Genomic DNA, 20,622 nt, shown 5'->3' on the forward strand with positions numbered 1-20,622 from the left:
TTCCGTGAGCCTGTCGTTATCCGTCCTGGACCTGACCCCGGTGCCATCTGGCGTGACTGGCGCTCAGGCGTTGGCGAACACAATCGACCTCGCCCGTCATGCCGAGCGGCTGGGCTACCACCGCGTCTGGCTCGCAGAACATCACAACCTGCCGAGTGTCGCTTCATCCGCGCCGGAGATCATGATCGGCCAGATCGGCCGCGAGACCTCGCGCATCCGCATCGGCTCCGGCGGCGTTATGCTGCCGAACCACTCGCCGCTGAAGGTGGCCGAGTGGTTCCGAGTGCTGGAGGGGCTCTTCCCCGGCCGGGTGGATCTCGGAATCGGCCGCGCGCCCGGCACTGACCAGATGACGGCGCTGGCGCTGCGCCGCTCGCGCGAGGCGGTGGTGTCCGATGACTTCCCTGCCCAGCTTGCCGAGCTCCTGGCCTTTGACACCGGCGCATTCCCCGAGAATCATCCGTTTCGATCGATCATCGCGATGCCGGCCGATATTGCCCTGCCGCCGATCTACCTGCTCGGCTCCAGCGGATACAGTGGCCACTACGCCGCCGTGATCGGCGTTGGCTTCGCCTTTGCCCATCACATCAACAACCGCGATGCCGCCGAAGTAATGCGAACCTACCGGGCGAACTTCCAGCCCTCGGAACGGTTCAAGGCCCCATACGCGATCCTGGGGACTTCCGTCCTCTGCGCGGAGACGGACGAGGAGGCGGACGAGCTGGCCGTTTCGATGGACCTGTCGTTCCTGCGCATTCAGCGCAACGAGCGCGGGCCGCTGCCCAGTCCGGAGGATGTCGCGGCGTGGCAGCCGACGGCGGAGGAGCGCGAGCGCATCAAGGCGAACCGCGATCGCTTCACGATCGGCTCGCCCGCGACAGTGAAGGCGAAGATCCTCGCCCTGGCTGAGGAGACCGGCGCCGACGAAGTGATGATCACCACCAGCGTCCACTCCCACGCCGCCCGCGTCCGCTCCTACGAGCTGATCGCCGAGGCGTTCGGGCTTGGCGAGGGCTGAGGAGATTGAATCGGCTGTCAACGTCAAAATGGCATATACGTTGGCGCGACAGCCACCCCCGTTTCTTTGTCAGCTTGAGCGCGCACGCGAAAGATCTCTCATGCGTTGGACTGTATCGCGCGGGGGGAGATCCTTCACTGCGGTTCAGGATGACAAGACAAACAGGTGGCTGCCGATCGGACAGTCTGACGTTGACAGCCCACTCAGGATGACGAAGGAACGGGTCAGTTTCCGTCATAGCCGGTTCGCCACTTTGACGTTGACAACCCATTGAGAGTGGGAGATGAGCGCATTCAGCGTGTCGTCTCCCGCTTCTGCGACAGATCATTGTCTCCAGACATGCATGAGCGCGCGATTGACAATGATGATGGCAGTCAATGCGATTGCTGCACCAGGGTGACCGGTTGCCAGTAGCGCCGCCACTCCGCTGCCGAAGACGGCGATCTCCACCAGCAGATGGGCCGGCCCGGACAGCGCGAACGACGCCTTCGGCGCGCCGAACAGCGTCCAGATCGCCGCGACCACTATGGTCGTCAGCATAGCCAGGCCGATTCGCGTGGTCTGGCTGTTCCCTGCCCGGTAGCCCCAATACCCGACCAGCGCCAGCACGCACAGCTCCAGCAGGAAACGGATCGCGAGGTTCGAGCTCTTCAGAATCCCCATGTTGTCTCCGACTGCAATCAATGAATCCGCGCCGGTGGAATGGGCGGTAGTATCGCCGGAGTGAGAGGCATCTTGCGCGGCACAGCAGGCGAGATAGCCAGAGGCAGAATACGCCGGGTAGTTGCGACTTCCAGCCGGCGCTGTGCGATGTATCATTCACGATCGAAGTAACCCTGAACCATCACACTCTGGACGGTCGATGAGCCAGGCCACGTGGCGACGATGGCGTCTCGCTGCAAGCGGGTGCGTGTCTTCGCGAATCGCCGGCCGGGCGTGGGAAGGCGGAGCATGTCGTGGGAGTAGCAATTGCCAGCATGTTGCCGATGGCAGTGGCCGTCGCAGTCAGCCCGATCCAGATCATCGCCGTTATTCTAATATTGCTCTCCCCACGGGCAAAGACGGCCGGCCCGACGTTCCTCATTGGTTGGCTCGTCGGAATGATCGTCATCGGCGGTCTGGCGCTGGCGCTATCCGACTCGATCGGGGTCGGCCGCAAGGCCAGCGGTCCATCGACAATCGGCGCGCTGCTCCAACTGGCCCTTGGTGCATTGCTCCTGCTCCTCGCGGTGAAGCAGTGGCGCAGTTACAGATCGAAGACGGAGGAGAAAGCGCTGCCTGGATGGATGGCCGGGATCAGCAGCGCCTCGCCAATCCGGGCTGCCGGAATGGGCGCTGCGCTCTCTGGTGTGAACCCGAAGATCGTGGTGTTCACCATCGGCGCCAGCGTTTCGATCGCCCAGGCCGGCGCGTCGACCGCCGTCGAGCTTGTCGCGCTCGCCATCTTCATCATCCTCGGCAGCATAACGGTGATCGTGCCGGTCACCTGGCGTCTGGCCTCGCCGGATCGGTCCAGCGCCGTGCTGGCGACGTGGCACGACTGGCTCGTCAGGAACAACGCCGTTGTGATGGCGATCCTTCTGCTGGTGTTCGGCGCGCACCTGGTCGGCAACGGGGTTACCGCGCTGGTCAGCTGAACAGCGCGCCCGGCTTGCCGCAGGCCTGGCTATCCACGTATTGCCAGCAGGGCAGGCCGGATATCATCGTGGTGAGCGTCGACACCGGACGATGGTCGACGAGCAGGAGACGATGATGATCGACCATCTCGCAATTGCGACGGTAACGGCCACACTCGTCGATCTGTTGCGCGGGCCAGTCCAGACGGCTGTTGCTGGCGCGACGGTCTGGCCCGACTGGCCACCGGGCGAGGATGCCGTGCCGGTTGACCCGGAGGCGCGCGTCTTCCTCTATAGCGTTCAGCCGAGCGCCGTTGCGCGCAACAGCATCCAGCCCGATTTGGCCTTTGTTGCGCTCGATCTCGACTATCTGCTGACCTTCTATGGCGATGAACGCGCGTTCGAGCCGCAGCGCATGCTCGGCAGCGTCCTCCGGGAATTGCACGCTCGCCCTGTCCTCGGGCGTGACGATATTCGACGGATGGTTGCGGCCGGGGTAGCCGCCGATCCGGCATTCCCGCTCGCGAAGGCTGGCTTCGTGGATCAGCCCGAACTGGTGCGATTGAGGCAACTCACGCTCGGCCCCGCCGACATGGCCATGCTGTGGTCGTCGTTCTTCCGCTCCGCCTACCGGTTGTCGGTTGCCTGTCGAGCGTCGGTCGTCCTCGCCAGCACGGCTGATGCGCCCGAGCCAACGTAGCCAGCGAGCGCGCAGTGGCGGGGCAGCGTCGCCCTCTGCCTACCCGACATCAGAAGCGTAGGGAATCCCACAGGGGACACTGGCTCCGGTTTCCGCCAGTGCCCCCGCACATCACTGCGTAGTGTCAGCCGGCGTCGGTTGGGACGGGCGCGGCGCCGGCCGAGAGCGCGCCGGCCACCTCGTCTGTTGACATCTCTGGCGCCGTCTCTCCGCCGCCCCCGGCAAGCGGGGCCGCCGGCCCGGCGCTGATCGCGCCGAGCTCCACCGGCGCTTCAGTTGTGGCAGAAGCTGCCGGGCCAGTCCGCGTCACGCTGATCTCGGCCGGGGCTGGTGTCCGAGGCTCGTCGATCTCGATGACGATCCGCATGGCTTGTCCTCCGATCACGCGTTCATGACCGCGTAGCGGCCTTCGAAGGTGACATTCTGGTTCGTGAGGTTCTTGACCGTGATCCAGTACGTACAGTTGGCGGCGGAGGCCCGTTCGACCGCGACATCCCAGTCGATCTGTGGCGCGCCAGTCCGTGGTGACGTAGGCGCCATGTACCAGACGACGTGCCAGGTGGCCGGCCAGTTGAAAGTGAACCAGCGTTGGGTCTGGTTGGCTGCGAGTGATCCTGTGAATTGCATTCCTGTATGCATGTCAACCCTCCTGCTCGCGCGTCGCTAGTAGTAGCTGAGGATGCAGTAGCGACCCTCGAATGTCACCGGACTGGCTGTGAGATTGGTGACGCTGATCCAGTAGGTGATGAACTCGGCGTTTGCGCGCTCCACCTGCACGTTCCATCTCACCTGCGGCGCGCCGCTTTGCGCGGTCGTCGACATGACCGTCCAGACGATGTGCCAGGTGGCCGGCCAGTTGAAGGTGAACCAGCGCTGGGTCTGTTGCGCGTTGAGCGTGCCGGTCCACTGGACACCGCAGACCGGCTGCTGGAGCTCGCCATCTACCGCGATCTCCCAGACGCTGCGGTTGCGTGTTCCCGCCCGGAGCAGCCGTGCGTGCCGGTGGTAAATCAGGTCGACGACCAGCATGTTCGGCAGCCCATTGGAGAATGACGACCAGCTCGCGCCGCCGTTGAATGACTGGTAGACGCCGACATCGGCCGCGACCCAGACACGATTCGGGTTGCCGGGGTCGACCTCGACGGCGTTCATCGGCAGGCTCGGCAGCCCGGCTGAGCGATCGGTCCAGGAGCTACCGCCATCCGTCGACTGGAAGACGCGCCCGCCGCCGATCGTTGTGTGTGTCGCCCAGATCCGGTTGGTGTTGGTGGCATCGACATACAGGTCGCTGACCCAGGCGTTGGCGCGTGGACTTGTCAGCTCGGTCGGGCCATTCCATGCCGAGCCGTTCCAGCTGATTCGGAAGATGCGTCCATTGTAGGTTCCGATGTAGACGAGATCCGGCGTCGGCACGTACATCGCGCTGGCGACGATCCGATTCGGGAGCGCGAATTGCGCCCAGTGATCCCCGTTATCGCGCGAGACAAAGACGGACTCGCCGGCCTGTGCGATGGTATCGCCGCGCCCGTCGACGGGCGGGTAGAAGAGCTGCCGATAGACGTTGGGATCGCGTGAGGCCGTCGGGATCCACTTCCAGGTCTGGCCACGGTCGGTAGATCGGTCGAGGCCCATGTAGAAGTACGAGTGGAAGATCATGTTCGGGTCGATCGAGTTGACAGCACAATCCCCGCCGTCACCGTCGGCGATGTGGTCCCAGGTGGCGCCGCCGGGGTAGCTGATGGTGCCGTTGTCCTGCGTGCCGCCCATGAGCCAACGCGCAGAACCGGGGTCCTGGGCCATGTACTCGATCTCGGCGATGGCCAGGCCCGCGTTGAGTGACTGCCAGTTCACCCCGCGGTTTGGCGAGCGGTACAGCCCGCCGTCATTACCAGCGAAGATCGTGTTCGGATCGGTTGGATGGAACGTGATCGCGTGCTGGTCGGGATGGATGCTGTCACCGGACTGCTTCGCCGAGATTGTCGTCCAGGCCCAATTGCTGCCGGACAAGTCTCCACGATGGACCTCGATCGCTCCGAGATACACCTGTGTATCCACATCTGGCGCGGCGGCGACATACCAGTCGTACCATGCCTGACCGGTGCTGAGGTCGCCGGGTGTCGAGATACGCTGCCAGACGCCGCGAGGACCGCGACGATACAGGTAAGCCGCGTTTCCTGCCGCGCCAAACGCGTACGCCACGGCTGGATTCGACCGCGCATGGTCGACTGCGAGTCGGTTCCAACTGGCCGGCACGTTCGGCAGATTGACGATCGCCCAGGACTGTCCGCTATCGGCGGAGCGATACAGCCCGTCCGAGCAGGCCGCGAGCACCTCGGCAGACGCACCGCCGGCCGGGTGCATTGAGATCGACCAGACACGGGCAGTGCGACGCTGGGTCCAGCTGGCGCCGCCGTCTGACGATGTGAAGAGGCCGCTGGTCGTGGCTGCGAGGAGGTGGTTGCTGTCGGCGGGATCGACGATCAGATCGTGGAAACCCGAGCCAACGAACGGCGCGGCAGCCTGGACAGCCCAGGTGGCGCCGCCATCCGTCGAGCGCAGCACTCCTGCGCCGAGGCCGGCGTAGAAATCCCCTTCTCCTGTGCCAGCGTAGACGACGTTCGGCGAATGGGGGTCGAAACCGATCGCGCCGGTCGTGAGTGTTGGCATGCGGTCGGCTCGCGGCGTCCAGGTTTGCCCGCCGTCCCGCGTTTCCCAGATGCCGCCGCCGGCCGAGCCACAAAGGATGTGGTTGCCGTTCGACGGATCGACGGCGACGGCCGATACCCGCCCGGCGACATCGATGCGACTGGCGCCGTAGGTCTGGCCGTTCGGGATGCGTAGCGGACCGATCAGACGCCACACCGGAGGACGGATCAGCGTGGCCGCAGGCGGTAGAGCGGCGTCCGGCGCCCCACGAGGCTGGGTCTCGGTCGTCTCGAGTATCTGGGCTGCCTCGATGTACATCTGAGCGACTGCCGCGGCATCGAATGATCCCGCGTCCTCCTCGGTCATCTCCGCGCGAGATTTCGTGACCGGGGGGCTAGTCTCGCCATCAGGTTCCGTTGGAGGGGCTGCGCGCGTGCGCGGTGGAGCTTCAATGATCGGCGCGTTGACTGCAAATCCGCGCTGGTCGCTGAAGAGCAGGAGGCGGTCAAGGACTTTTCCGTTGGACTCCTCGGTCTCGGTCGTCTGTTCCGCGCGAGGTGGTCCGGCAGTGTCGAGGCGAGGGATTCTCATCGGCGCACTCCTTCGAGTTGCAAGGGAGTCCGCTGTCGTCCTGTTCGATCTCGTCATCACAGGCTGGCGGCGGAGTTTGTGGTCGGCGTGCGTCCTCAAATTGTCGCAAGCGTTCTAACGGCTTGTCGATTGGCTTGTCGCTCGGCCTTTCTTCGTTTGGTTCGTCCGGTCGCCGGGTCATCCTGATACCTCCCTGACATTCTGCTTGCTGGGGATTCGGCTGCCTCCTCTCACGATCGACATCCACGACGAAGAGTAACGGCGGCGACTTGATAGACCGCACTGCTGGGTACGGCGCGGGGATTATCGAACCAGGGTCTGTCGCCTGGCAGGATCCATCGCCTGCGCGCAGATTCAGGCGATCCGGAGCGCCTGACACGTCAGACATCTACAATAGCACGGATTCGCCAAAAGGAAATAGACGATTGCAGCAGGAGATGCATACAATACCTCTAATTGCGTAAGCAAAACCTATCGCAGTGCGATACTATGGTCAATTCGTCAGAGGGGTCGCACGCGTCATGCGCTCGACCGGGTGGCCGGGCATGGCAGCTCCGTTGGGGCCATTGACGGAGGGGGTATTTCACCCTACGTTCTGTGCATGGGTCATCGGTAGTTGCCCGACGTCTTCGGCAGACGTATTGCCAGCACGCCAATTCGTCTCGCCTCGTCGCTATTGTGTACTGCCACGGGTGAAAGGGGGTCGATGTGTCGGCAAGAGGGCTGAGAAGTATCGCTCGCGATGTGGAGGAAGGGCGCATCCAGGGGGCCGAAGTGGCCAAGAAGCTGGAAGACGCGGCCGCTGAGGTTGACGCACTCAAGGGGGACCGGTTCATCTACCGCATCGTCGTTGTTGCGCTCGGGATTGTCGCGGTCGCGGCTGTGATTGGAACCATCCTGGTGCTGCTCATCGGCGCCGCTGCGTCGAGCGACGGCGCCCTCCAGGTTCTGACGGCGCTCGGGTCGGCCGCGGTCGGCGCGATGGCCGGACTGCTGGCTCCGTCCCCCAGAAGCTCGCGTGAGTAAGCGCTACGACGCGTGACCGGCGCGACCAAAGCATCGTCTACGCTCCGGAAGGAGCCATCGAACAGGATCGACGATATCTCGGGCGCGTCGCTGGCCAGAGCGCGTCACTACCGTGACCGCAGCCTGGAGTTGCGTAATCTCGACGCCGCGGCAGACAGGCTGTGAGGTGACCCTGCTGCCCTCACCCGGGTTTGGCGAACCACTCGTGGAGCGTGCCCGGTTCGCCGCGCGGCGGCGCAATCACGGATCGTCCGGTGGTCGAATGTCGCTTCGCTACTCGAATCGCACGTCGCGGTTGACATCCTTATAGAGCAGGTAGGCGGCCTCGCTCCAGCCGGTGCAGTAGAAGTGCTGCGGGCAGTAGGGCCCCATCCAGATGAAGTCGTCGGGCTGAACCTCGTGCCAGTCCCCGCCCAGCAGGTAGAGTCCCTGGCCCTCCAGCATGTAGAGCCCGTGCTCCATGATGTGTGTCTCGACATACGGGAAGTAGTTGCCTGGCAGGAAGCCGAGAATGTTGACGTTCATATCGAACGCCAGGTCGTCGGCCGGCAGGAGGTATTGCCAGTATCGCCCCTCTGTGTGTGGGCGTTGTCGCTCTATCTTGTCGCGATGACCGACAATCGGCGCTGGCACGGGCAGGTCGATCGCCTCGTAGGGCTTCTTGATCCAGATCAGCCGGCTTTCCTCGCTCGCCTGGAGAGCGTAGCTTGTGCCGGCCGGGACGTAGGCGTAGCCATGTGGCGACAGTCGGTGCGCCTCGCCGTCGATCTCGATCTCGACCGCGCCGCTCAGCAGATAGAACAGATGCTGAAGCCCATCATCGCGGGTGGCAGTCGTTCCGCCGTCTGGCGCAAGCTCGAGCAATATCTGGGCAAACCGCGCGCCCATCGGTGGGGCGGTCTGAATGCGGACGGTCGTGTCAACGAAGCCGGGCAAGCGGCTGGCAAGGATCCCATCTGGCGGCATGACGGCATATTGCGCGGTCACGACGCCCCGGTTGTGGGCGAAGATGTTTGGCGGCAGGATCATCCGGTCGGGTCTTTCCATCGTGTCTGCTCCTCACATGCGTAGCGCCGGAACAATCATCATGAACTGGTCAGGGCACCCTAGTGCCGCGACTGCGGGGCTGTCAAGTCGGGCCGGCCGCCCTGTCACGAGATTGTCGCGCGCGCGAGCGGATTATTCACGTCATCCTTATCTATACAAGAGTATGATCCATGATCGAGAAGCAAGAGGAGGGCGTCGTGCACGATGAATCACCCGGCGCGCAGGACTCTGGTTCGCTCCCCGTCGATCCCCCACAGCCAGATGTGCGCCGTCTCTACCGCAGCCGCGATGACAAGATGCTCGGCGGAGTCGCCGGCGGAATGGCCAGTTATCTCGGGATCGATCCCGTGCTGTCGCGGCTCATCTGGGTCGCGCTGCTGTTCAGCGGGGTTGGCTTCCTGCTCTACATCGTTGCCTGGATCGTCATCCCCGTTGCTCCCGAGGGCGTGGTGTTGCCTGCGGCGTCGGCCGCATCGGGCCAGACGCTACGGGTGCTGGCCGGTGTCGCAATGGTCGTCGTTGGCGCGGTCTTGCTCCTGCGCGAGATCATCCCCTGGCTGGACGAGGGGGTTATCTGGGCAATCATCCTCGTCATCATCGGCATTGGCATTCTGCTGAAGGCGGTGCGAGGATGAGTGGTAGCGCGCCGCCGCCTCGGCGCGAGGTCTCGGCCGGAATGGTTCTCCTCGGTGGGCTGCTCGTCGTTGGAGGCGTCCTCTGGCTGCTTCAGGTGGCCGGAATAACTGCAAACCCCTGGCGAGCCGCCCTGCCCGGCGCGCTGATTGCCACCGGGCTCGCGGTGCTGCTCGACGCCCGGCGAGGGTTGCACGGTGGACTGGTTTCGCTGGGCATTGTTCTGACGCTGGCGCTCGCGGCCGTCTCGGTCACCAACGTGCCGCTAAGTGGCTCGATCGGCGAACGCGATTATCGGCCGGCGACGCTGGCTGACATCAGCTCACCCTACGAGCTGGGCGTCGGAGATATGACGCTGGACCTGTCGGCGATCAGCTTCCCGCCGGGTGAGACGCTCGTCGTCGCCAGCGTCGGGATGGGTCAGCTAGAGGTGATCCTGCCGGCCGGCGTTGGCACGATCGTTGACTGGCAGGTCGGCGCGGGCGACATTACAATCTTCGATTCGTTCCAGCAATCCGGCGCGGGCCGCAGTGGCGTCGAGCGCCGTGAGGGTTCGAGTGGCCATGTCGTGCGGCTGCAGCTTCTCGATCGGGGTCGGCGATATCGAGGTGCGCGATGGGCGATAAGTCACTGAACATAACCGCTGTCGTTCTCGGACTGCTGTTCGTCGTGATCGGCGTGCTCTTCCTGTTGAACGAGTACGATCTCATCAAGGTGGACGGTTACTATATCCTCCCGCTGCTGGTCATCGGTGTCGGGGTGGCGATATTGCTGGGTAGTCGTAGCCCGGGTAAGCAATAAGGAGAACCGAGAGTGAGACTGAATCACGGCCGGCTTCTCATCGGGATCGTATTGGTGCTGCTCGGCGTGCTTCTGATTCTCGAACGCGCGGGGATGGTTGGAAGCTTCAACGTCTGGAGTCTCTGGCCGCTCTTCGTCGTTGCCGTTGGTCTGTCGATATTGAGCAGTGGCGGCAGAGCGAACCTGGGTGGCTGGATTGTTACCGGTGTCGGCGTTGTGCTGCTCGTCCAGAGTCTCGATCTGTTCTCCTTCAACCTCTGGAGTATCTTCGGCGCACTCGTCCTGGTCGGCATCGGCGTCTCGTTCATCCTGCGCCGCGATATGCCGCTCCCCGACGGCAGCTCGCACTCGTCACCAACGGCGGGGACAACGGGCAATTCCAGCATCGACGACGTCGTCAACCTGACGACGATCTTCAACGACAACGACGTCGTCAGCGCTGCCACTGCCTTTCGCGGTGGCTCGGCTACGTTGATCTTCGGCGATGTCGATCTCGACCTGAGCAGAGCGCAACTCTCGCCGAATGGCGCAGTGCTCAACGTCACAATGATCTTCGGCGACCTGGATATCACCGTCCCGGCCGGCTGGACAGTCCGCGTTGATGGAACCTCGATTCTCGGTGATATCAAGAACCATGCGGCGTCGATCACCGACCCAACGCAGCCCGGGCTCGTCATTCGCGCCACCACGATCTTTGGCGATATCGACGTGAACCAGCGCGGCTGACGCCAATCGGGGCGCTGTTTGCCTGTGCTACTATCGTGGCACGATACGCCTGCAGCAGCCATGGTGCCCTCCCCCGCGACGCAATCATCTGTTACTGCTGGCCCGATTCTTGCCGTAAGCACTGACATCGTGGACAGGTACCCAGATCGAGGGAGGCGAGCGATGGAGAATGTCCGCAGGCGAGCGTGGATCGTCACGGCGATCGCCACTGTCGCGCTACTGGCCCTGATCTATATCGGCTCGCGTGGTCTGCGCGACTTTGACTCATCGCTGATCGGCTATTGCGTCGCGACGATCTTCGCGGTTGCCGCGATGACCTGGCGCTACACGCTCTGGCTCGGCCGGCCGCCGACCTGGCGCTACTTTCGCGCTGGGTGGGCGAACTTCCTGTCGGTGGCGAACTTCCGCCGCTATGCCCTCATGATCCCGAAGGCATGGTGGACAGACATCTTCGGCCAGACCTTCATCCTCCGGCGCAGCACTACCCGGTGGGTGATGCACATGTGCATCTTCTGGGGTGTGCTCCTGTCGGTCATGGTGACGGTCCCGCTGACGTTTGGCTGGATTCGCTTCACCCTCAAGGGCATCGACCACTATACGGCCTGGTTCTTCGGCTTCCCGATCTTCACCTTCCCGATCGCCGCGCGCTCCGGCTTCGCGATTTACCACGTCCTCGATTTCACCGCCGCGCTGCTCCTCATCGGGTTGGCGATCGCGTTCTGGCGGCGAATTACCGACATGGGACTGATGTCGACGCAGCGCTTTGGCTTCGACCTCGTGCCGCTGATCCTGCTCTTTGCCATCGCGGTGACTGGCCTGGCGTTGACGGCGTCGTCGACCTGGTGGGAGGGTAAGTTCTACTGGTTTATCGCGCTCACCCACGAGATCGTCGTCGTTCTCTGGTTACTGTCGATGCCGTTCGGCAAGTTTTTCCACATCATCCAGCGCCCCGCCAGCATCGGCGTCACCCTCTATCAGCAAGTCAATCAGGACGTCGAGCACTACCACCTCCCCGATCCCGCTCACGCCAACCGGGCGATCGGCAGTGGCGCCTGCCGGCGCTGCGGTGAAGCGCTGCCGTCTCAGCAGTTCATCAACGACCTGAAGGGCGTGCTGTCCGACCTGGGGCAGGACTACGACCTGGGTGAGGACAAGGGCCAACTGCAGGACTACTGTCCGACCTGCAAGCGCATCCTGCGTGGGCAGGCGTACTACGAGATGATGGGACGACGGTTTCTCTAGACACACGGACGCACGAGACGAACCCCCGGCGAGGAGGCTGCCATGTCGGTCAACAAGGACACCTTCGTTCCCGACCGCGATTTCAACTATGACTTTCAGGAGGTCGGGCGCACCGACGAGCAGTGGCAGCACGCCACTAACATGCCCGACACGCTTGTCCCGACGCATTGCTCCTTTTGTGGCGTCCAGTGCGGGATGAACCTGCGGGTCGAAGGTGGCAAGGTCGTCGGCGTCGAGCCGCGTAACTACGCCCACAATCGGGGCTCGCTCTGCCCCAAGGGCGTCGTTGCCTATCAGCAAGCCAACCATCCCGACCGGCTGCTATACCCGATGATCCGCCGTGGTGGCAAGGGCGGCAAGCTGGAGCGCGCAAGCTGGGACGAGGCGCTTGGCTACGTGGTCTCCCGTTGGCAGCAGCTGGCAATCCGAGCATGGCCGCGACGCTGTTGCCGTCTATTCCGGCTCGTCGATGACGAATGAGAAGTGCTATCTGGCCGGCAAGTTCGCTCGGCTCGGGCTGCAGACCCGCCACATCGATTACAACGGCCGGCTCTGTATGTCGTCGGCCGCGGGCGCATATTCGAAGGCATTTGGCATCGATCGCGCTCCGCTGCCGATGACGGACATCCCGCTGACAAAGTCGATACTCGTCGTCGGTTCGAACGTCGCCGAATGCTTCCCGGTGATGATGCAATGGCTCTGGCGCGCGCGCGATCGCGGCGCCAGCCTGATCGTGGTTGACCCCCGCGAGACCCCGCTCGCCCGCACCGCCGACCTCTGGCTGCCAGTCAAGCCCGGCACCGATATCGCGCTCCTCAACGCCATGCTGCGCGTCATCATCCACGACGGGCTGGTCGATGAGGAATACGTCCGGTCGCGGACGAACGGTTGGGACGATGTCGTCGAGATGGTCGAGCCGTTCACGCCCGAATATGCCGAGTCGCTCTGTGGCGTGCCGGCCAAGCGCATCGTCGCCGCCGCTCGCCTCTATGGCCGCGCGGACCCATCGCTCGTCATGCACGCTCGCGGTATCGAGCATTCCACCCACGGCGTCGACAACTGCCTCGCCTGTATCAACCTCGCGTTGGCGCGCGGGCAGATGGGCAAGCCGGGCGGCGGCGCAATGACAATCACCGGCCAGGGCAACGGCCAGGGCGGTCGCGAAGTCGGCCAGAAGGCCAACCAGCTGCCCGGCTATCGCCATATGGACGTCCCCGAGGACCGCATGCACATGGCCCGCTTCTGGGGGATTCCCGAGCCGGAGCTGCCCGGCCCCGGAGCAGCCGCGACCGAGATGATCCACCTGATGGCTTCTGGTGATATCCGCAGCTGCATCGTCATCTGCTCGAATCTGATGGTGTCCTTGCCCGACCTCAACGTCGTCCAGCGAGCGCTGGAGAACCTCGACCCGCTGATCGTTGTGGACTTCTTCATGTCGGAGACGGCCGAGCTGGCCGATGTCGTCTTGCCCGGCACCGTCTGGTGCGAGGACGAGGGCACAACGACGAACCTCGAAGGCCGCGTGATCAAGATCAACGCTGCCCAGGAGCCGCCCGGTGAGGCCCGTCGCGACTGGGAGATCATGAACGAGCTGGCCGACCGGCTTGGCCGCGGCAATCTCTTCCCGGCCCGCAGCGCCCTGGCGATCTGGAACGAGCTGCGCGAGGCGTCTCGCGGCGGTATTTCCGACTATTACGGGATCACCTGGGAGAAGATCGAGGATCAGCAGGGAGTCTTCTGGCCATGTCCGGAGCTGGACCATCCCGGCACCCCGCGTCTCTTCACCGAGCGCTTCGGGCACCCCGATGGGCGGGCGCGCATGTTCGCTATTCCCTATCAGCCGCCGGCCGAGGAGCCGGGCGATGCTTATCCGTTCCGGCTAACGACTGGCCGCGTGGTCTATCACTATCTCTCCGGCAATCAGACCCGTCGAATCGGCTTTCTCGCCAGCCAGGCGCCCGAGCCGTGGGTCGAGATTCACCCGAATGCAGCCGAACGGCTCGGCATTCAGGATGGCGAGATTGTGCGTGTGCGCACCAAGCGCGCCCAGATGGAGGTCAAGGCACTGGTCGTCCCGACCATCCGACCGGACACGATCTTCATCCCCTATCACTGGGGCCATCGGCTCGCCGCCAACCAGCTGACCAATCCGGCCGTCGATCCCGGGGTGAAGATTCCGGAATACAAAGCCTGCGCCGCGACCGTCGAGAAGGTCCAGGCTGTCTCGACGATCTCCCAGAATGGCGCGATCGAGAACTTCACTCCGGCGAACGCCCCGAAGATGTTCCCCTACGCTAACGGCGAGGTGAAGACCCCCGTCGCGGAGGAGGCGAAGACCCATTGAGTGGCGCGTCAACGTCAAAGTGGCATATATGTTGGCGCGGCAGCCACCCCGGTGGCCTGTCATTTCGAGTGCGAACGCGAGAAATCTCTTCTGCGTTGGATTGGCATCGAACGGGTGGGAGATCTTTCGCTGCGGCTCAAGATGACGGGACAAACGGCAGGCTGCCGATCGGACAGTCTGACGTTGACAACCCATTGAGTGCTCCGACTAGGATAAAGTGTCAGGTTGGCAGCCTCCCCGCACCTTGTCATCCTCTGCCCAGAGGGCGCCCGCGCAGCCGAAGGATCTCCCTGCGTTCGACTGTATCCAGCCAGGGGAGATTCCTCGCTGCGGCCCGGAATGACAACGAGCGGTGGTGGCTGTCGCACCACAGTACAGGACACATCACGCTGGTCGGAGCATTGAGTGGCGCGTCAACGGCAATCTGTCCGGTGGGCGGCGTCTCCTTCCTCTGTCATCCTGCGTGGTGCGTCAACGCCGACCCGCCGGATCGGCAGTATCCCTCTGTGCCTGTCATCCTGAACCGCAGTGAAGGATCTCCCCCGCGCTGCCGCGCACGGACGCAGGAGAGATTCTTCGCGGGCCGGACGCGCAATGTCGACTGCCGCCCCCATCCCTCCGCCACCGAAAGGAGCGTCCGTGGCCGTCAAGTCAATCTTCCTCGACCCTAGCCGCTGTATCGGCTGCCGTGCCTGCGAGGCTGCCTGTCGGGAATGTGACACACACAAGGGTGAGAGCATGATCATGGTCGATTTCATCGACCGTGGCACGAGCGTCGCGACCCAGCCGACGCTCTGCATGCATTGTGAGGACCCGGTCGCCCCGTGCGCTCAGGTCTGCCCGGTGATGGCGATCCTGATTACGCCGGATGGCGTCGTCCAGCAAGCCGAGCCGTCGCGTTGCATCGGCTGCCGCAACTGCGTCTATGCCTGCCCCTTCGGGGTGCCGAAGTTCGACATCGAGGCTCGGCTGATGAAGAAGTGCAACCTGTGCTACGACCGAACCAGCCAGGGGCTACAGCCCTGGTGCGCGCAGGCCTGCCCGACGCAGGCAATCTGGTACGGGGACTATCAGGAGTTCATCAACCAGCGCGAGGGGCGCGCAGTCGAGGTGACCAGCTTTGGGCCGCAGTCGGTGCGGACCAAGAACTACCACGTTGTGCCGGCCGATGAGCCACGGTTGGACGTCACTCTACTGCTGATGGAGGCCGACGGGCGGATTGTGCAGACCGGCGGCGCCGACGAGGAGGCATGGGTGCTATGAAGCAAGCGGACGACGAGCTTCTCAGTCCTCGCAATCGCGACGAACGCTGGAACGTCGCGTTTCCCTTTGGCTGGGACGCCGACGACGCCGTCTCGCGCCGCCAGCTCCTGCGTTGGGCCGTGATGACTTCCGGCGCGCTCTTCGCTGCGACGGCCGGCCTCGCCGGTCTTGGCCTCTTCCGCGACCGACGCACGGTCGATTTCCAGAAGATCATCAAGGCGAATGACGTCGCTGTTGGCGAGGCGCACTACTTCAGCTATCCAGGCACGACCAACCCGGACCCAAGTAACGACCACCACGGCATCCTCCTGCGTCTCACAAACGACCGTTTTGTCGCCTACAACGGCAAGTGCACCCATCTGTCTTGCGCCGTCTACTGGAATGCCGATCGGGGGATCTTGCACTGCCCCTGTCACAATGGGTCATTTGATCCGGAGACCGGCGACCCGATCGCCGGCCCGCCGACCAGACCGCTACCGAAGATCGCGCTCCAGCAGGAGAACGGAGTCATCTACGCGCTGCAGGTGGCGCCATGATCGATCAGACCGATCGCGATGACCGCCCCCTCGCAATCCCAACCAGCTCCGAGGGGCGCCGCCCGTCCGTTGGCCAGACGGGCCTTGTCATGCTCGGCCTGGCCGTCGGCATCCTCCTGATGTCGTTGCAGCTCTGGCTACTGACGCTGGCCTTCGACTTGTACCAGCTGAATGACGACCGCGGCACGGTGCTGGTGGCGATCTTCTCCGGTCTCGTCTTCCTCGGCGGGGTGATCATGCTTCGATTGCTCGGCTGGCCACAGCGCCCTCCCCGGCGCGGGTCGCGGTGAACCGATCGTCCGGGGCAATGTCCGAGCCGCCGGAAGACGATAATCGACTCGCATATGGGCCGATCGGCGGGCATCTCGCGGCGATCCTCCATGGGTTGCTCGTTCGCTTCCGCTTCGCGTCGATGGTTACGCGCCACGATGCGCGCTGGATGCTGGCGATCTTCAGCTTCGTCAATGGCTGCCTGTCGATCGCGATCATGGCGATGGCGGCGCTGGTCAGCGGCCAGCCGTTCATCTTTCCCTCGCTCGGGCCGACTGCATTCCTGTTCTTCTATGCGCCGTTGACACCGCCGGCCAGCCCGCGCAATGCCTTCATCGGACATCTGATCGGCTCCGCGGCCGGCTATTTCAGCCTGTTTGCCTTTGGCCTGCTCCACGAGGGGCCGGCTTTGGCAACCGGCGTCACTGGTAACCGGGTCGCTGCGGCGGCGCTCTCGCTCGGGCTGACGAGCGCGCTGATGGTGCTGGCGAGAGCGCCACACCCACCGGCCGGCGCGACGACGCTGATCATCTCGCTCGGTATCCTCCGCGATCTGGACCAGATTGCGATCCTGATGGTTGCTGTCGTCCTGCTGACGATCCAGGCTATTGCGATCAACCGACTCGCCGGCCTGCCTTACCCGCTCTGGGACATCCCGCCAGCGCCCGGGCGCCGGGACGGGGGATAGGCGCGGTCAGCGATAGATCGGCAGATGGGGTACGGTATGCTCCAGTGACAGGATGACATCGTGGAGAGGGGTGATGGGATGGATCACGAATCGGTGCTGGCGGTCTTCGACCTCGATCAGGAAGTCGATCGTTTCCTGCCTGGCGGTGGACACAGTGGCCGGCGGGCGCAGATTCTGGTCAAAGCCGACCGGTTGAGAGTCGTGCTGGTGACGATGAATGCCGGGGTCGAGCTGCACGAGCACACCGCGCCCGGGCCGATCACGATCCAGACCCTGCGCGGGCGGATGGCAGTCTCCGTCGGAACCGGCGAAGTCACGCTCGACGTCGGCGCGATGATCGCCATTGTCGAGGGCGCCCCGCACTCCGTCCGGGCGGTCGAGGACGGCGCGTTCCTGCTGACGATCGGCTACCCGTCGGCTCGGGCTGCTGCCGCCGACGATCATCTGCCGTTCGACCGCGAGTAGTCGCGCGCCGTCTATTGCTCGGTTGGCACCGGCAGCGACGTCCCCTGAACACCGTCGAGCGCCTCGGCGTGCTGGAGCGTCAGGTCGCGCCGCGGGCCGTAGTGGCGGCGTAGCCAGGCGCTCAGCCCGTCCAGCCCGGGGAAAAGCACACGTTCGGTGATGTTGGCCTGGTCGAGCTTATCGCGGATCTCCCACTTCAGGCTGGCCGGGATGATGACTCGTCGCAGCAGCTCCGGGTGTTCCAGCAGCCAGTCATCGAGGCTCAGACGCGGGCTGGAGAGTAGCGAGAAGAGCGCATACTGGTTGACGATCCGGTTGTCGAGCGAAGGCGGCTCGAAGAAGGTCACGAACTGGCCGCCGGCCGCAAGCGCGTCGAAGGCCGGCAGTGACGCCGCCGCCCGCTGAAGCATCTCCGCCGTGAAGACGTTGGCCCCCTCGTCGTCCAGCACCGCCCGGAGACCGATCGGCAGAAAGCGCTTCGTCTCGACATAATCGACACACCAGATCAGCCCATCGGTGTCGAAGTGGTCGAGGGCGGCGGTCGCGAAGTGCATCGCGACGAACGGTGAATAGGTCCAGTCGAGCAGGCGAGTCGGCAGCCCATGGTGTTGGGCGACGGCCAGCCAGTGCCAGGTCGAGTCGATCGGGATGCGGTCGATCATCTCCATGTGCGCGTACTTGCGGAAGTTGCGCAGCAGATGGCCCTCCAGCTGCTGGTAGGGTCCGCCGAGGCGCATCAGGCTGGTGTTCAGCGTCGAGAAGGCGGCGTTCGAGACGCCGCGAAAGACATCGTCAGAACGGAAGCGCCCGATACCCGGCTCCCACGACCCGGCATAGAGGGTATCGACCAGCTCGTCCCAGCTCGCGACCCGTATCTCCTGCATTTCGCCCCTCGTCCTTCGCCCGGCCTGATTGATGCTCACAACGGTACACGCTGGCCGACCTGTCGCGAATCTGTTACGCCCGGCGCGCCTTTGTCACCCGTTCGTCACTCGCTGGAGACTACCCTTCCAACGGGTGAGATCGCCCACCCGATGGTAACGAAGGGGGCCGAGCCGTGACCACGCTGGTAATCCCGCTAAGCGATCCGCAGGTTGATCTCGACGGGATCGCCGCGCGAGCGATCGACTGCACGCGGATGATTCCGGGTGGCGATGATGCCGCGGTCGTCGTCGTCTCCGCGGTTTCGCGCGACGAGCAGGCCGCGCCGCGCCAGGGCTACCTGGACGGTGTCGCCGGGTCGATCGGCGAACGGGCGCGGTCGCTCGTCGAGTACGGTGATCCCGCTGTGGTCATCCTCGATGTCGCCGCCGAGGTTGAGCACCCTGTCATCGTGATGGCCAGCCATGGCCGGCGTGGTGTCGAACGCAAAGTGCTCGGCAGCGTCGCCGGCCGCGTCGTCACCGGCGCTCGTTGCCCGGTGGTCATCCTGCCCGGCGTCACCGTTGCCTGTCCCGTCCGGCTTCGTCACGTCCTCATCCCGATCGATTCGTTGGAGAAGGCTGGCGACCTGGTCGAGGCGGTAATCGAGCTGCTCGGCCCACAGCGAGATATTGCCCCGACGCTCCATCTCCTCGACATCGCTGATCCGACGCCGCCGCGGCCGGCAATCGTTCACGGGGAGGCGTTCGAGAGTAGCCACGAGGTGCCGGCGCATGCGCTGCGGAGAGTCGCCGAAAACGCCGCGCGCGACGGCCTGTCGGCGACGTGGGAGGTCAGGATCGGCGATCGTGCTCGCCAGACAGCAGTGGCGGCACGCGAGGGCGAAGCCGACCTCATCGTGCTGGCGGCGCGAAGTCAGGTCGATATCGAACGGACACTGGCCGGCCTTCTCGCCGAGCTGGTCAGCCAGCAGCTGCCTGTTCCGGTCCTCGTGCTGCCGCCGGCCTGGTTGCGCTCTCGCGATGCGCAGACGCCGATAAACACCGCGTGGGCCGGCTGAGCGGCAGTTATCGACGTCTCAGCGTCAGATCACCTGCTCGAAAGCGCTGGAATGTATCGTTTCCGTGACCGCGGCATCAGCTTTGCGTTGTCATAGTATGGGAGAGGATCGCGCGGGGCGGTCCGACGCCCGGGATCGAACAGGAGCCTCGCTCGTGAACATGGCAAGTCTCGCGCTCAGTGTCACGATAGCCGTCCTCGCGGTCGCGCTTCTGACCCTCCTCTATTGCCGGTCGCGCGTGTCACGGAACGGGGTGGATCCCATCGTTGGCCTCCAGCGCCATGGCCGCACGTACTATGTTCCCCGCTCTCTGCTCGAAGAACACCAGCCAGACGGCGTCGCCTCGGCGCTAACCGTCGCCGGCCGCGTCGCCCTTCTTGTCGCGCTCGGCAGCGCGCTCCTTGTCGCAGCTTTCGTCCGTTTCGCCTGATCATCTCACGTCGCAGAATCTGATCCTCGTCATCTGCGTGTATCACTTCACGCCAGTGATATAGTTCCACACCGTGGAACTATCTATGGTGTTGGAACAACACCATTCGAGCGCAGGGGTGATCATGACCGGGAAGCGAGAGGATCTGACCCGCCGCTTTGTCGAGCTGGCGGGACGAATACGGTCTGGGATGGCGCGGCGGCGCTACGCCGCCGAGTGGTCGCAGTTCGACCTGACGATGCCCCAGCTTCGGTCGCTTGCGCTGCTGTTCACCGGCCCGCAGCGAATGAGCGCGATTGCGGAAGTGCTTGGCACAAGCCTGCCGGCAACAACCAGCCTCATTGACCGGATGGTCGACAAGGAGCTCGTCGAACGGGTGAGCGATGCCGCCGATCGGCGTGTCGTCGTCTGCCGGCTGACACCGGCCGGCCAGCGCGAGGTCGAGCGCTTGCATGGCATCAGTCATGCGCGCCTCGATGAGCTCGTCGAGGTTCTGACCGACCCGGAGCTGGCTGTGGTCGTCGATGCGTTCGAGATTATGGCCAGCGCGGTCGAGCGACTGGAACATCGCCGGCCGACAGAACATGGCGCGGCGTGCTCGCTGCGCTACGTAACCGCTCAGCAGGCGGACTAGCAGG

The 20,622-nt window shown here is 64.2% G+C and carries 25 protein-coding genes; 19 read left to right on the forward strand and 6 right to left on the reverse strand.

What is annotated here, in order from left to right; genetic code table 11:
* Positions 1–4: 4 nt before the first annotated feature.
* Positions 5–1,018 carry an LLM class flavin-dependent oxidoreductase gene (locus tag V9F06_13800; GenBank protein MEI2618681.1) on the forward strand — a complete coding sequence of 338 codons (1,014 nt, stop codon included), beginning with the start codon at positions 5–7 and terminating at the stop codon, positions 1,016–1,018.
* 324 nt (positions 1,019–1,342) lie between these two features.
* On the opposite strand, the gene V9F06_13805 is transcribed toward V9F06_13800, so the two are convergent.
* Complete coding sequence (locus tag V9F06_13805) at positions 1,343–1,837, reverse strand: YrdB family protein (GenBank protein MEI2618682.1); 495 nt, start codon at positions 1,835–1,837, stop codon at positions 1,343–1,345.
* A 137-nt stretch (positions 1,838–1,974) separates the two neighbouring features.
* Here V9F06_13805 and V9F06_13810 point away from each other — a divergent pair, with 137 nt between their 5' ends.
* Together V9F06_13810 and V9F06_13815 are read left to right on the forward strand one after the other, a co-directional pair.
* Positions 1,975–2,655, forward strand: coding sequence for a GAP family protein (locus tag V9F06_13810; GenBank protein MEI2618683.1), 681 nt, complete (start codon positions 1,975–1,977; stop codon positions 2,653–2,655).
* Positions 2,656–2,746: 91 nt separating this feature from the next.
* A complete protein-coding gene (locus V9F06_13815) occupies positions 2,747–3,334 on the forward strand; it encodes a Pvc16 family protein (protein ID MEI2618684.1) in 588 nt (195 codons plus the stop codon).
* Positions 3,335–3,458: 124 nt separating this feature from the next.
* Here the strand turns inward: V9F06_13815 and V9F06_13820 are convergent, their stop codons facing one another.
* The 3 genes from V9F06_13820 to V9F06_13830 are packed head-to-tail and all read right to left on the reverse strand — an operon-like array spanning position 3,459 to position 6,571.
* Positions 3,459–3,701 carry a hypothetical protein gene (locus tag V9F06_13820; GenBank protein ID MEI2618685.1) on the reverse strand — a complete coding sequence of 81 codons (243 nt, stop codon included), beginning with the start codon at positions 3,699–3,701 and terminating at the stop codon, positions 3,459–3,461.
* Between the two features lie 14 nt (positions 3,702–3,715).
* Positions 3,716–3,973 carry a hypothetical protein gene (locus V9F06_13825; GenBank protein ID MEI2618686.1) on the reverse strand — a complete coding sequence of 86 codons (258 nt, stop codon included), beginning with the start codon at positions 3,971–3,973 and terminating at the stop codon, positions 3,716–3,718.
* Between the two features lie 24 nt (positions 3,974–3,997).
* Complete coding sequence (locus V9F06_13830; GenBank protein ID MEI2618687.1) at positions 3,998–6,571, reverse strand: hypothetical protein; 2,574 nt, start codon at positions 6,569–6,571, stop codon at positions 3,998–4,000.
* Between the two features lie 774 nt (positions 6,572–7,345).
* On the opposite strand from V9F06_13830, the gene V9F06_13835 reads away from it, so the two are divergent.
* The gene (locus V9F06_13835) at positions 7,346–7,597 is read left to right on the forward strand and encodes a hypothetical protein (GenBank protein MEI2618688.1); all 252 of its coding nucleotides are present in this window, start codon (positions 7,346–7,348) and stop codon (positions 7,595–7,597) included.
* Positions 7,598–7,870: 273 nt separating this feature from the next.
* Here V9F06_13835 and allE read toward each other — a convergent pair whose 3' ends face one another.
* Entirely contained in the window at positions 7,871–8,644 is a 774-nt protein-coding gene (allE, locus tag V9F06_13840) for a (S)-ureidoglycine aminohydrolase (protein MEI2618689.1), read from the reverse strand.
* Positions 8,645–8,814: 170 nt separating this feature from the next.
* On the opposite strand from allE, the gene V9F06_13845 reads away from it, so the two are divergent.
* From V9F06_13845 to V9F06_13900, 12 genes are all read left to right on the forward strand, one after another.
* Entirely contained in the window at positions 8,815–9,279 is a 465-nt protein-coding gene (locus tag V9F06_13845; GenBank protein ID MEI2618690.1) for a PspC domain-containing protein, read from the forward strand.
* Positions 9,276–9,911, forward strand: a complete 636-nt coding sequence (locus V9F06_13850; protein ID MEI2618691.1) for a LiaF domain-containing protein — start codon at positions 9,276–9,278, stop codon at positions 9,909–9,911. The genes V9F06_13845 and V9F06_13850 overlap by 4 nt, the downstream gene beginning before the upstream one ends.
* Positions 9,893–10,078 (forward strand): DUF5668 domain-containing protein, encoded by a 186-nt coding sequence (locus V9F06_13855; protein ID MEI2618692.1) that lies wholly within the window; start codon positions 9,893–9,895, stop codon positions 10,076–10,078. Before V9F06_13850 ends, V9F06_13855 begins: the two co-directional genes overlap by 19 nt.
* 12 nt (positions 10,079–10,090) lie before the next feature.
* The gene (locus V9F06_13860; GenBank protein MEI2618693.1) at positions 10,091–10,804 is read left to right on the forward strand and encodes a LiaF domain-containing protein; all 714 of its coding nucleotides are present in this window, start codon (positions 10,091–10,093) and stop codon (positions 10,802–10,804) included.
* A gap of 162 nt (positions 10,805–10,966) precedes the next feature.
* Positions 10,967–12,046, forward strand: a complete 1,080-nt coding sequence (locus V9F06_13865; GenBank protein MEI2618694.1) for a hypothetical protein — start codon at positions 10,967–10,969, stop codon at positions 12,044–12,046.
* A 42-nt stretch (positions 12,047–12,088) separates the two neighbouring features.
* Entirely contained in the window at positions 12,089–12,526 is a 438-nt protein-coding gene (locus tag V9F06_13870; protein MEI2618695.1) for a molybdopterin-dependent oxidoreductase, read from the forward strand.
* Positions 12,516–14,390 (forward strand): molybdopterin oxidoreductase family protein, encoded by a 1,875-nt coding sequence (locus tag V9F06_13875; protein MEI2618696.1) that lies wholly within the window; start codon positions 12,516–12,518, stop codon positions 14,388–14,390. Before V9F06_13870 ends, V9F06_13875 begins: the two co-directional genes overlap by 11 nt.
* Positions 14,391–15,029: 639 nt before the next feature.
* Entirely contained in the window at positions 15,030–15,653 is a 624-nt protein-coding gene (locus V9F06_13880) for a 4Fe-4S dicluster domain-containing protein (protein ID MEI2618697.1), read from the forward strand.
* Complete coding sequence (locus V9F06_13885) at positions 15,650–16,189, forward strand: ubiquinol-cytochrome c reductase iron-sulfur subunit (GenBank protein MEI2618698.1); 540 nt, start codon at positions 15,650–15,652, stop codon at positions 16,187–16,189. Before V9F06_13880 ends, V9F06_13885 begins: the two co-directional genes overlap by 4 nt.
* Positions 16,186–16,479, forward strand: coding sequence for a hypothetical protein (locus V9F06_13890; protein ID MEI2618699.1), 294 nt, complete (start codon positions 16,186–16,188; stop codon positions 16,477–16,479). The genes V9F06_13885 and V9F06_13890 overlap by 4 nt, the downstream gene beginning before the upstream one ends.
* Before the next feature lie 17 nt (positions 16,480–16,496).
* Positions 16,497–17,147, forward strand: a complete 651-nt coding sequence (locus tag V9F06_13895; GenBank protein ID MEI2618700.1) for an HPP family protein — start codon at positions 16,497–16,499, stop codon at positions 17,145–17,147.
* 78 nt (positions 17,148–17,225) lie between these two features.
* Positions 17,226–17,612, forward strand: a complete 387-nt coding sequence (locus V9F06_13900) for a cupin domain-containing protein (protein ID MEI2618701.1) — start codon at positions 17,226–17,228, stop codon at positions 17,610–17,612.
* Positions 17,613–17,623: 11 nt separating this feature from the next.
* Here the strand turns inward: V9F06_13900 and V9F06_13905 are convergent, their stop codons facing one another.
* Positions 17,624–18,496: an FRG domain-containing protein gene (locus tag V9F06_13905; GenBank protein ID MEI2618702.1), complete on the reverse strand. Its 873-nt coding sequence runs from the start codon at positions 18,494–18,496 to the stop codon at positions 17,624–17,626.
* 173 nt (positions 18,497–18,669) lie between these two features.
* Here V9F06_13905 and V9F06_13910 point away from each other — a divergent pair, with 173 nt between their 5' ends.
* From V9F06_13910 to V9F06_13920, 3 genes are all read left to right on the forward strand, one after another.
* Positions 18,670–19,554 (forward strand): universal stress protein, encoded by an 885-nt coding sequence (locus V9F06_13910; GenBank protein ID MEI2618703.1) that lies wholly within the window; start codon positions 18,670–18,672, stop codon positions 19,552–19,554.
* A 160-nt stretch (positions 19,555–19,714) separates the two neighbouring features.
* Positions 19,715–19,984 carry a hypothetical protein gene (locus tag V9F06_13915; GenBank protein ID MEI2618704.1) on the forward strand — a complete coding sequence of 90 codons (270 nt, stop codon included), beginning with the start codon at positions 19,715–19,717 and terminating at the stop codon, positions 19,982–19,984.
* 124 nt (positions 19,985–20,108) lie between these two features.
* Positions 20,109–20,618: a MarR family transcriptional regulator gene (locus tag V9F06_13920; protein ID MEI2618705.1), complete on the forward strand. Its 510-nt coding sequence runs from the start codon at positions 20,109–20,111 to the stop codon at positions 20,616–20,618.
* Positions 20,619–20,622 lie beyond the last annotated feature (4 nt).

The organism is Thermomicrobiales bacterium, from assembly GCA_037045155.1.
Classification (GTDB): domain Bacteria; phylum Chloroflexota; class Chloroflexia; order Thermomicrobiales; family CFX8; genus JAMLIA01.

Coding starts and splice junctions, on each gene's coding strand:
- allE (MEI2618689.1), bottom strand. CDS start 8,644: ATGGAAAGACCCGACCGGATGATCCTGCCGCCAAACATCTTCGCCCAC.
- V9F06_13845 (MEI2618690.1), top strand. CDS start 8,815: ATGATCGAGAAGCAAGAGGAGGGCGTCGTGCACGATGAATCACCCGGC.
- V9F06_13855 (MEI2618692.1), top strand. CDS start 9,893: ATGGGCGATAAGTCACTGAACATAACCGCTGTCGTTCTCGGACTGCTG.
- V9F06_13865 (MEI2618694.1), top strand. CDS start 10,967: ATGGAGAATGTCCGCAGGCGAGCGTGGATCGTCACGGCGATCGCCACT.
- V9F06_13900 (MEI2618701.1), top strand. CDS start 17,226: ATGGATCACGAATCGGTGCTGGCGGTCTTCGACCTCGATCAGGAAGTC.
- V9F06_13895 (MEI2618700.1), top strand. CDS start 16,497: ATGTCCGAGCCGCCGGAAGACGATAATCGACTCGCATATGGGCCGATC.
- V9F06_13905 (MEI2618702.1), bottom strand. CDS start 18,496: ATGCAGGAGATACGGGTCGCGAGCTGGGACGAGCTGGTCGATACCCTC.
- V9F06_13920 (MEI2618705.1), top strand. CDS start 20,109: ATGACCGGGAAGCGAGAGGATCTGACCCGCCGCTTTGTCGAGCTGGCG.
- V9F06_13805 (MEI2618682.1), bottom strand. CDS start 1,837: ATGATACATCGCACAGCGCCGGCTGGAAGTCGCAACTACCCGGCGTAT.
- V9F06_13815 (MEI2618684.1), top strand. CDS start 2,747: ATGGTCGACGAGCAGGAGACGATGATGATCGACCATCTCGCAATTGCG.
- V9F06_13820 (MEI2618685.1), bottom strand. CDS start 3,701: ATGCGGATCGTCATCGAGATCGACGAGCCTCGGACACCAGCCCCGGCC.
- V9F06_13885 (MEI2618698.1), top strand. CDS start 15,650: ATGAAGCAAGCGGACGACGAGCTTCTCAGTCCTCGCAATCGCGACGAA.
- V9F06_13890 (MEI2618699.1), top strand. CDS start 16,186: ATGATCGATCAGACCGATCGCGATGACCGCCCCCTCGCAATCCCAACC.
- V9F06_13875 (MEI2618696.1), top strand. CDS start 12,516: ATGACGAATGAGAAGTGCTATCTGGCCGGCAAGTTCGCTCGGCTCGGG.
- V9F06_13850 (MEI2618691.1), top strand. CDS start 9,276: ATGAGTGGTAGCGCGCCGCCGCCTCGGCGCGAGGTCTCGGCCGGAATG.
- V9F06_13915 (MEI2618704.1), top strand. CDS start 19,715: ATGGCAAGTCTCGCGCTCAGTGTCACGATAGCCGTCCTCGCGGTCGCG.
- V9F06_13870 (MEI2618695.1), top strand. CDS start 12,089: ATGTCGGTCAACAAGGACACCTTCGTTCCCGACCGCGATTTCAACTAT.
- V9F06_13830 (MEI2618687.1), bottom strand. CDS start 6,571: ATGAGAATCCCTCGCCTCGACACTGCCGGACCACCTCGCGCGGAACAG.
- V9F06_13825 (MEI2618686.1), bottom strand. CDS start 3,973: ATGCATACAGGAATGCAATTCACAGGATCACTCGCAGCCAACCAGACC.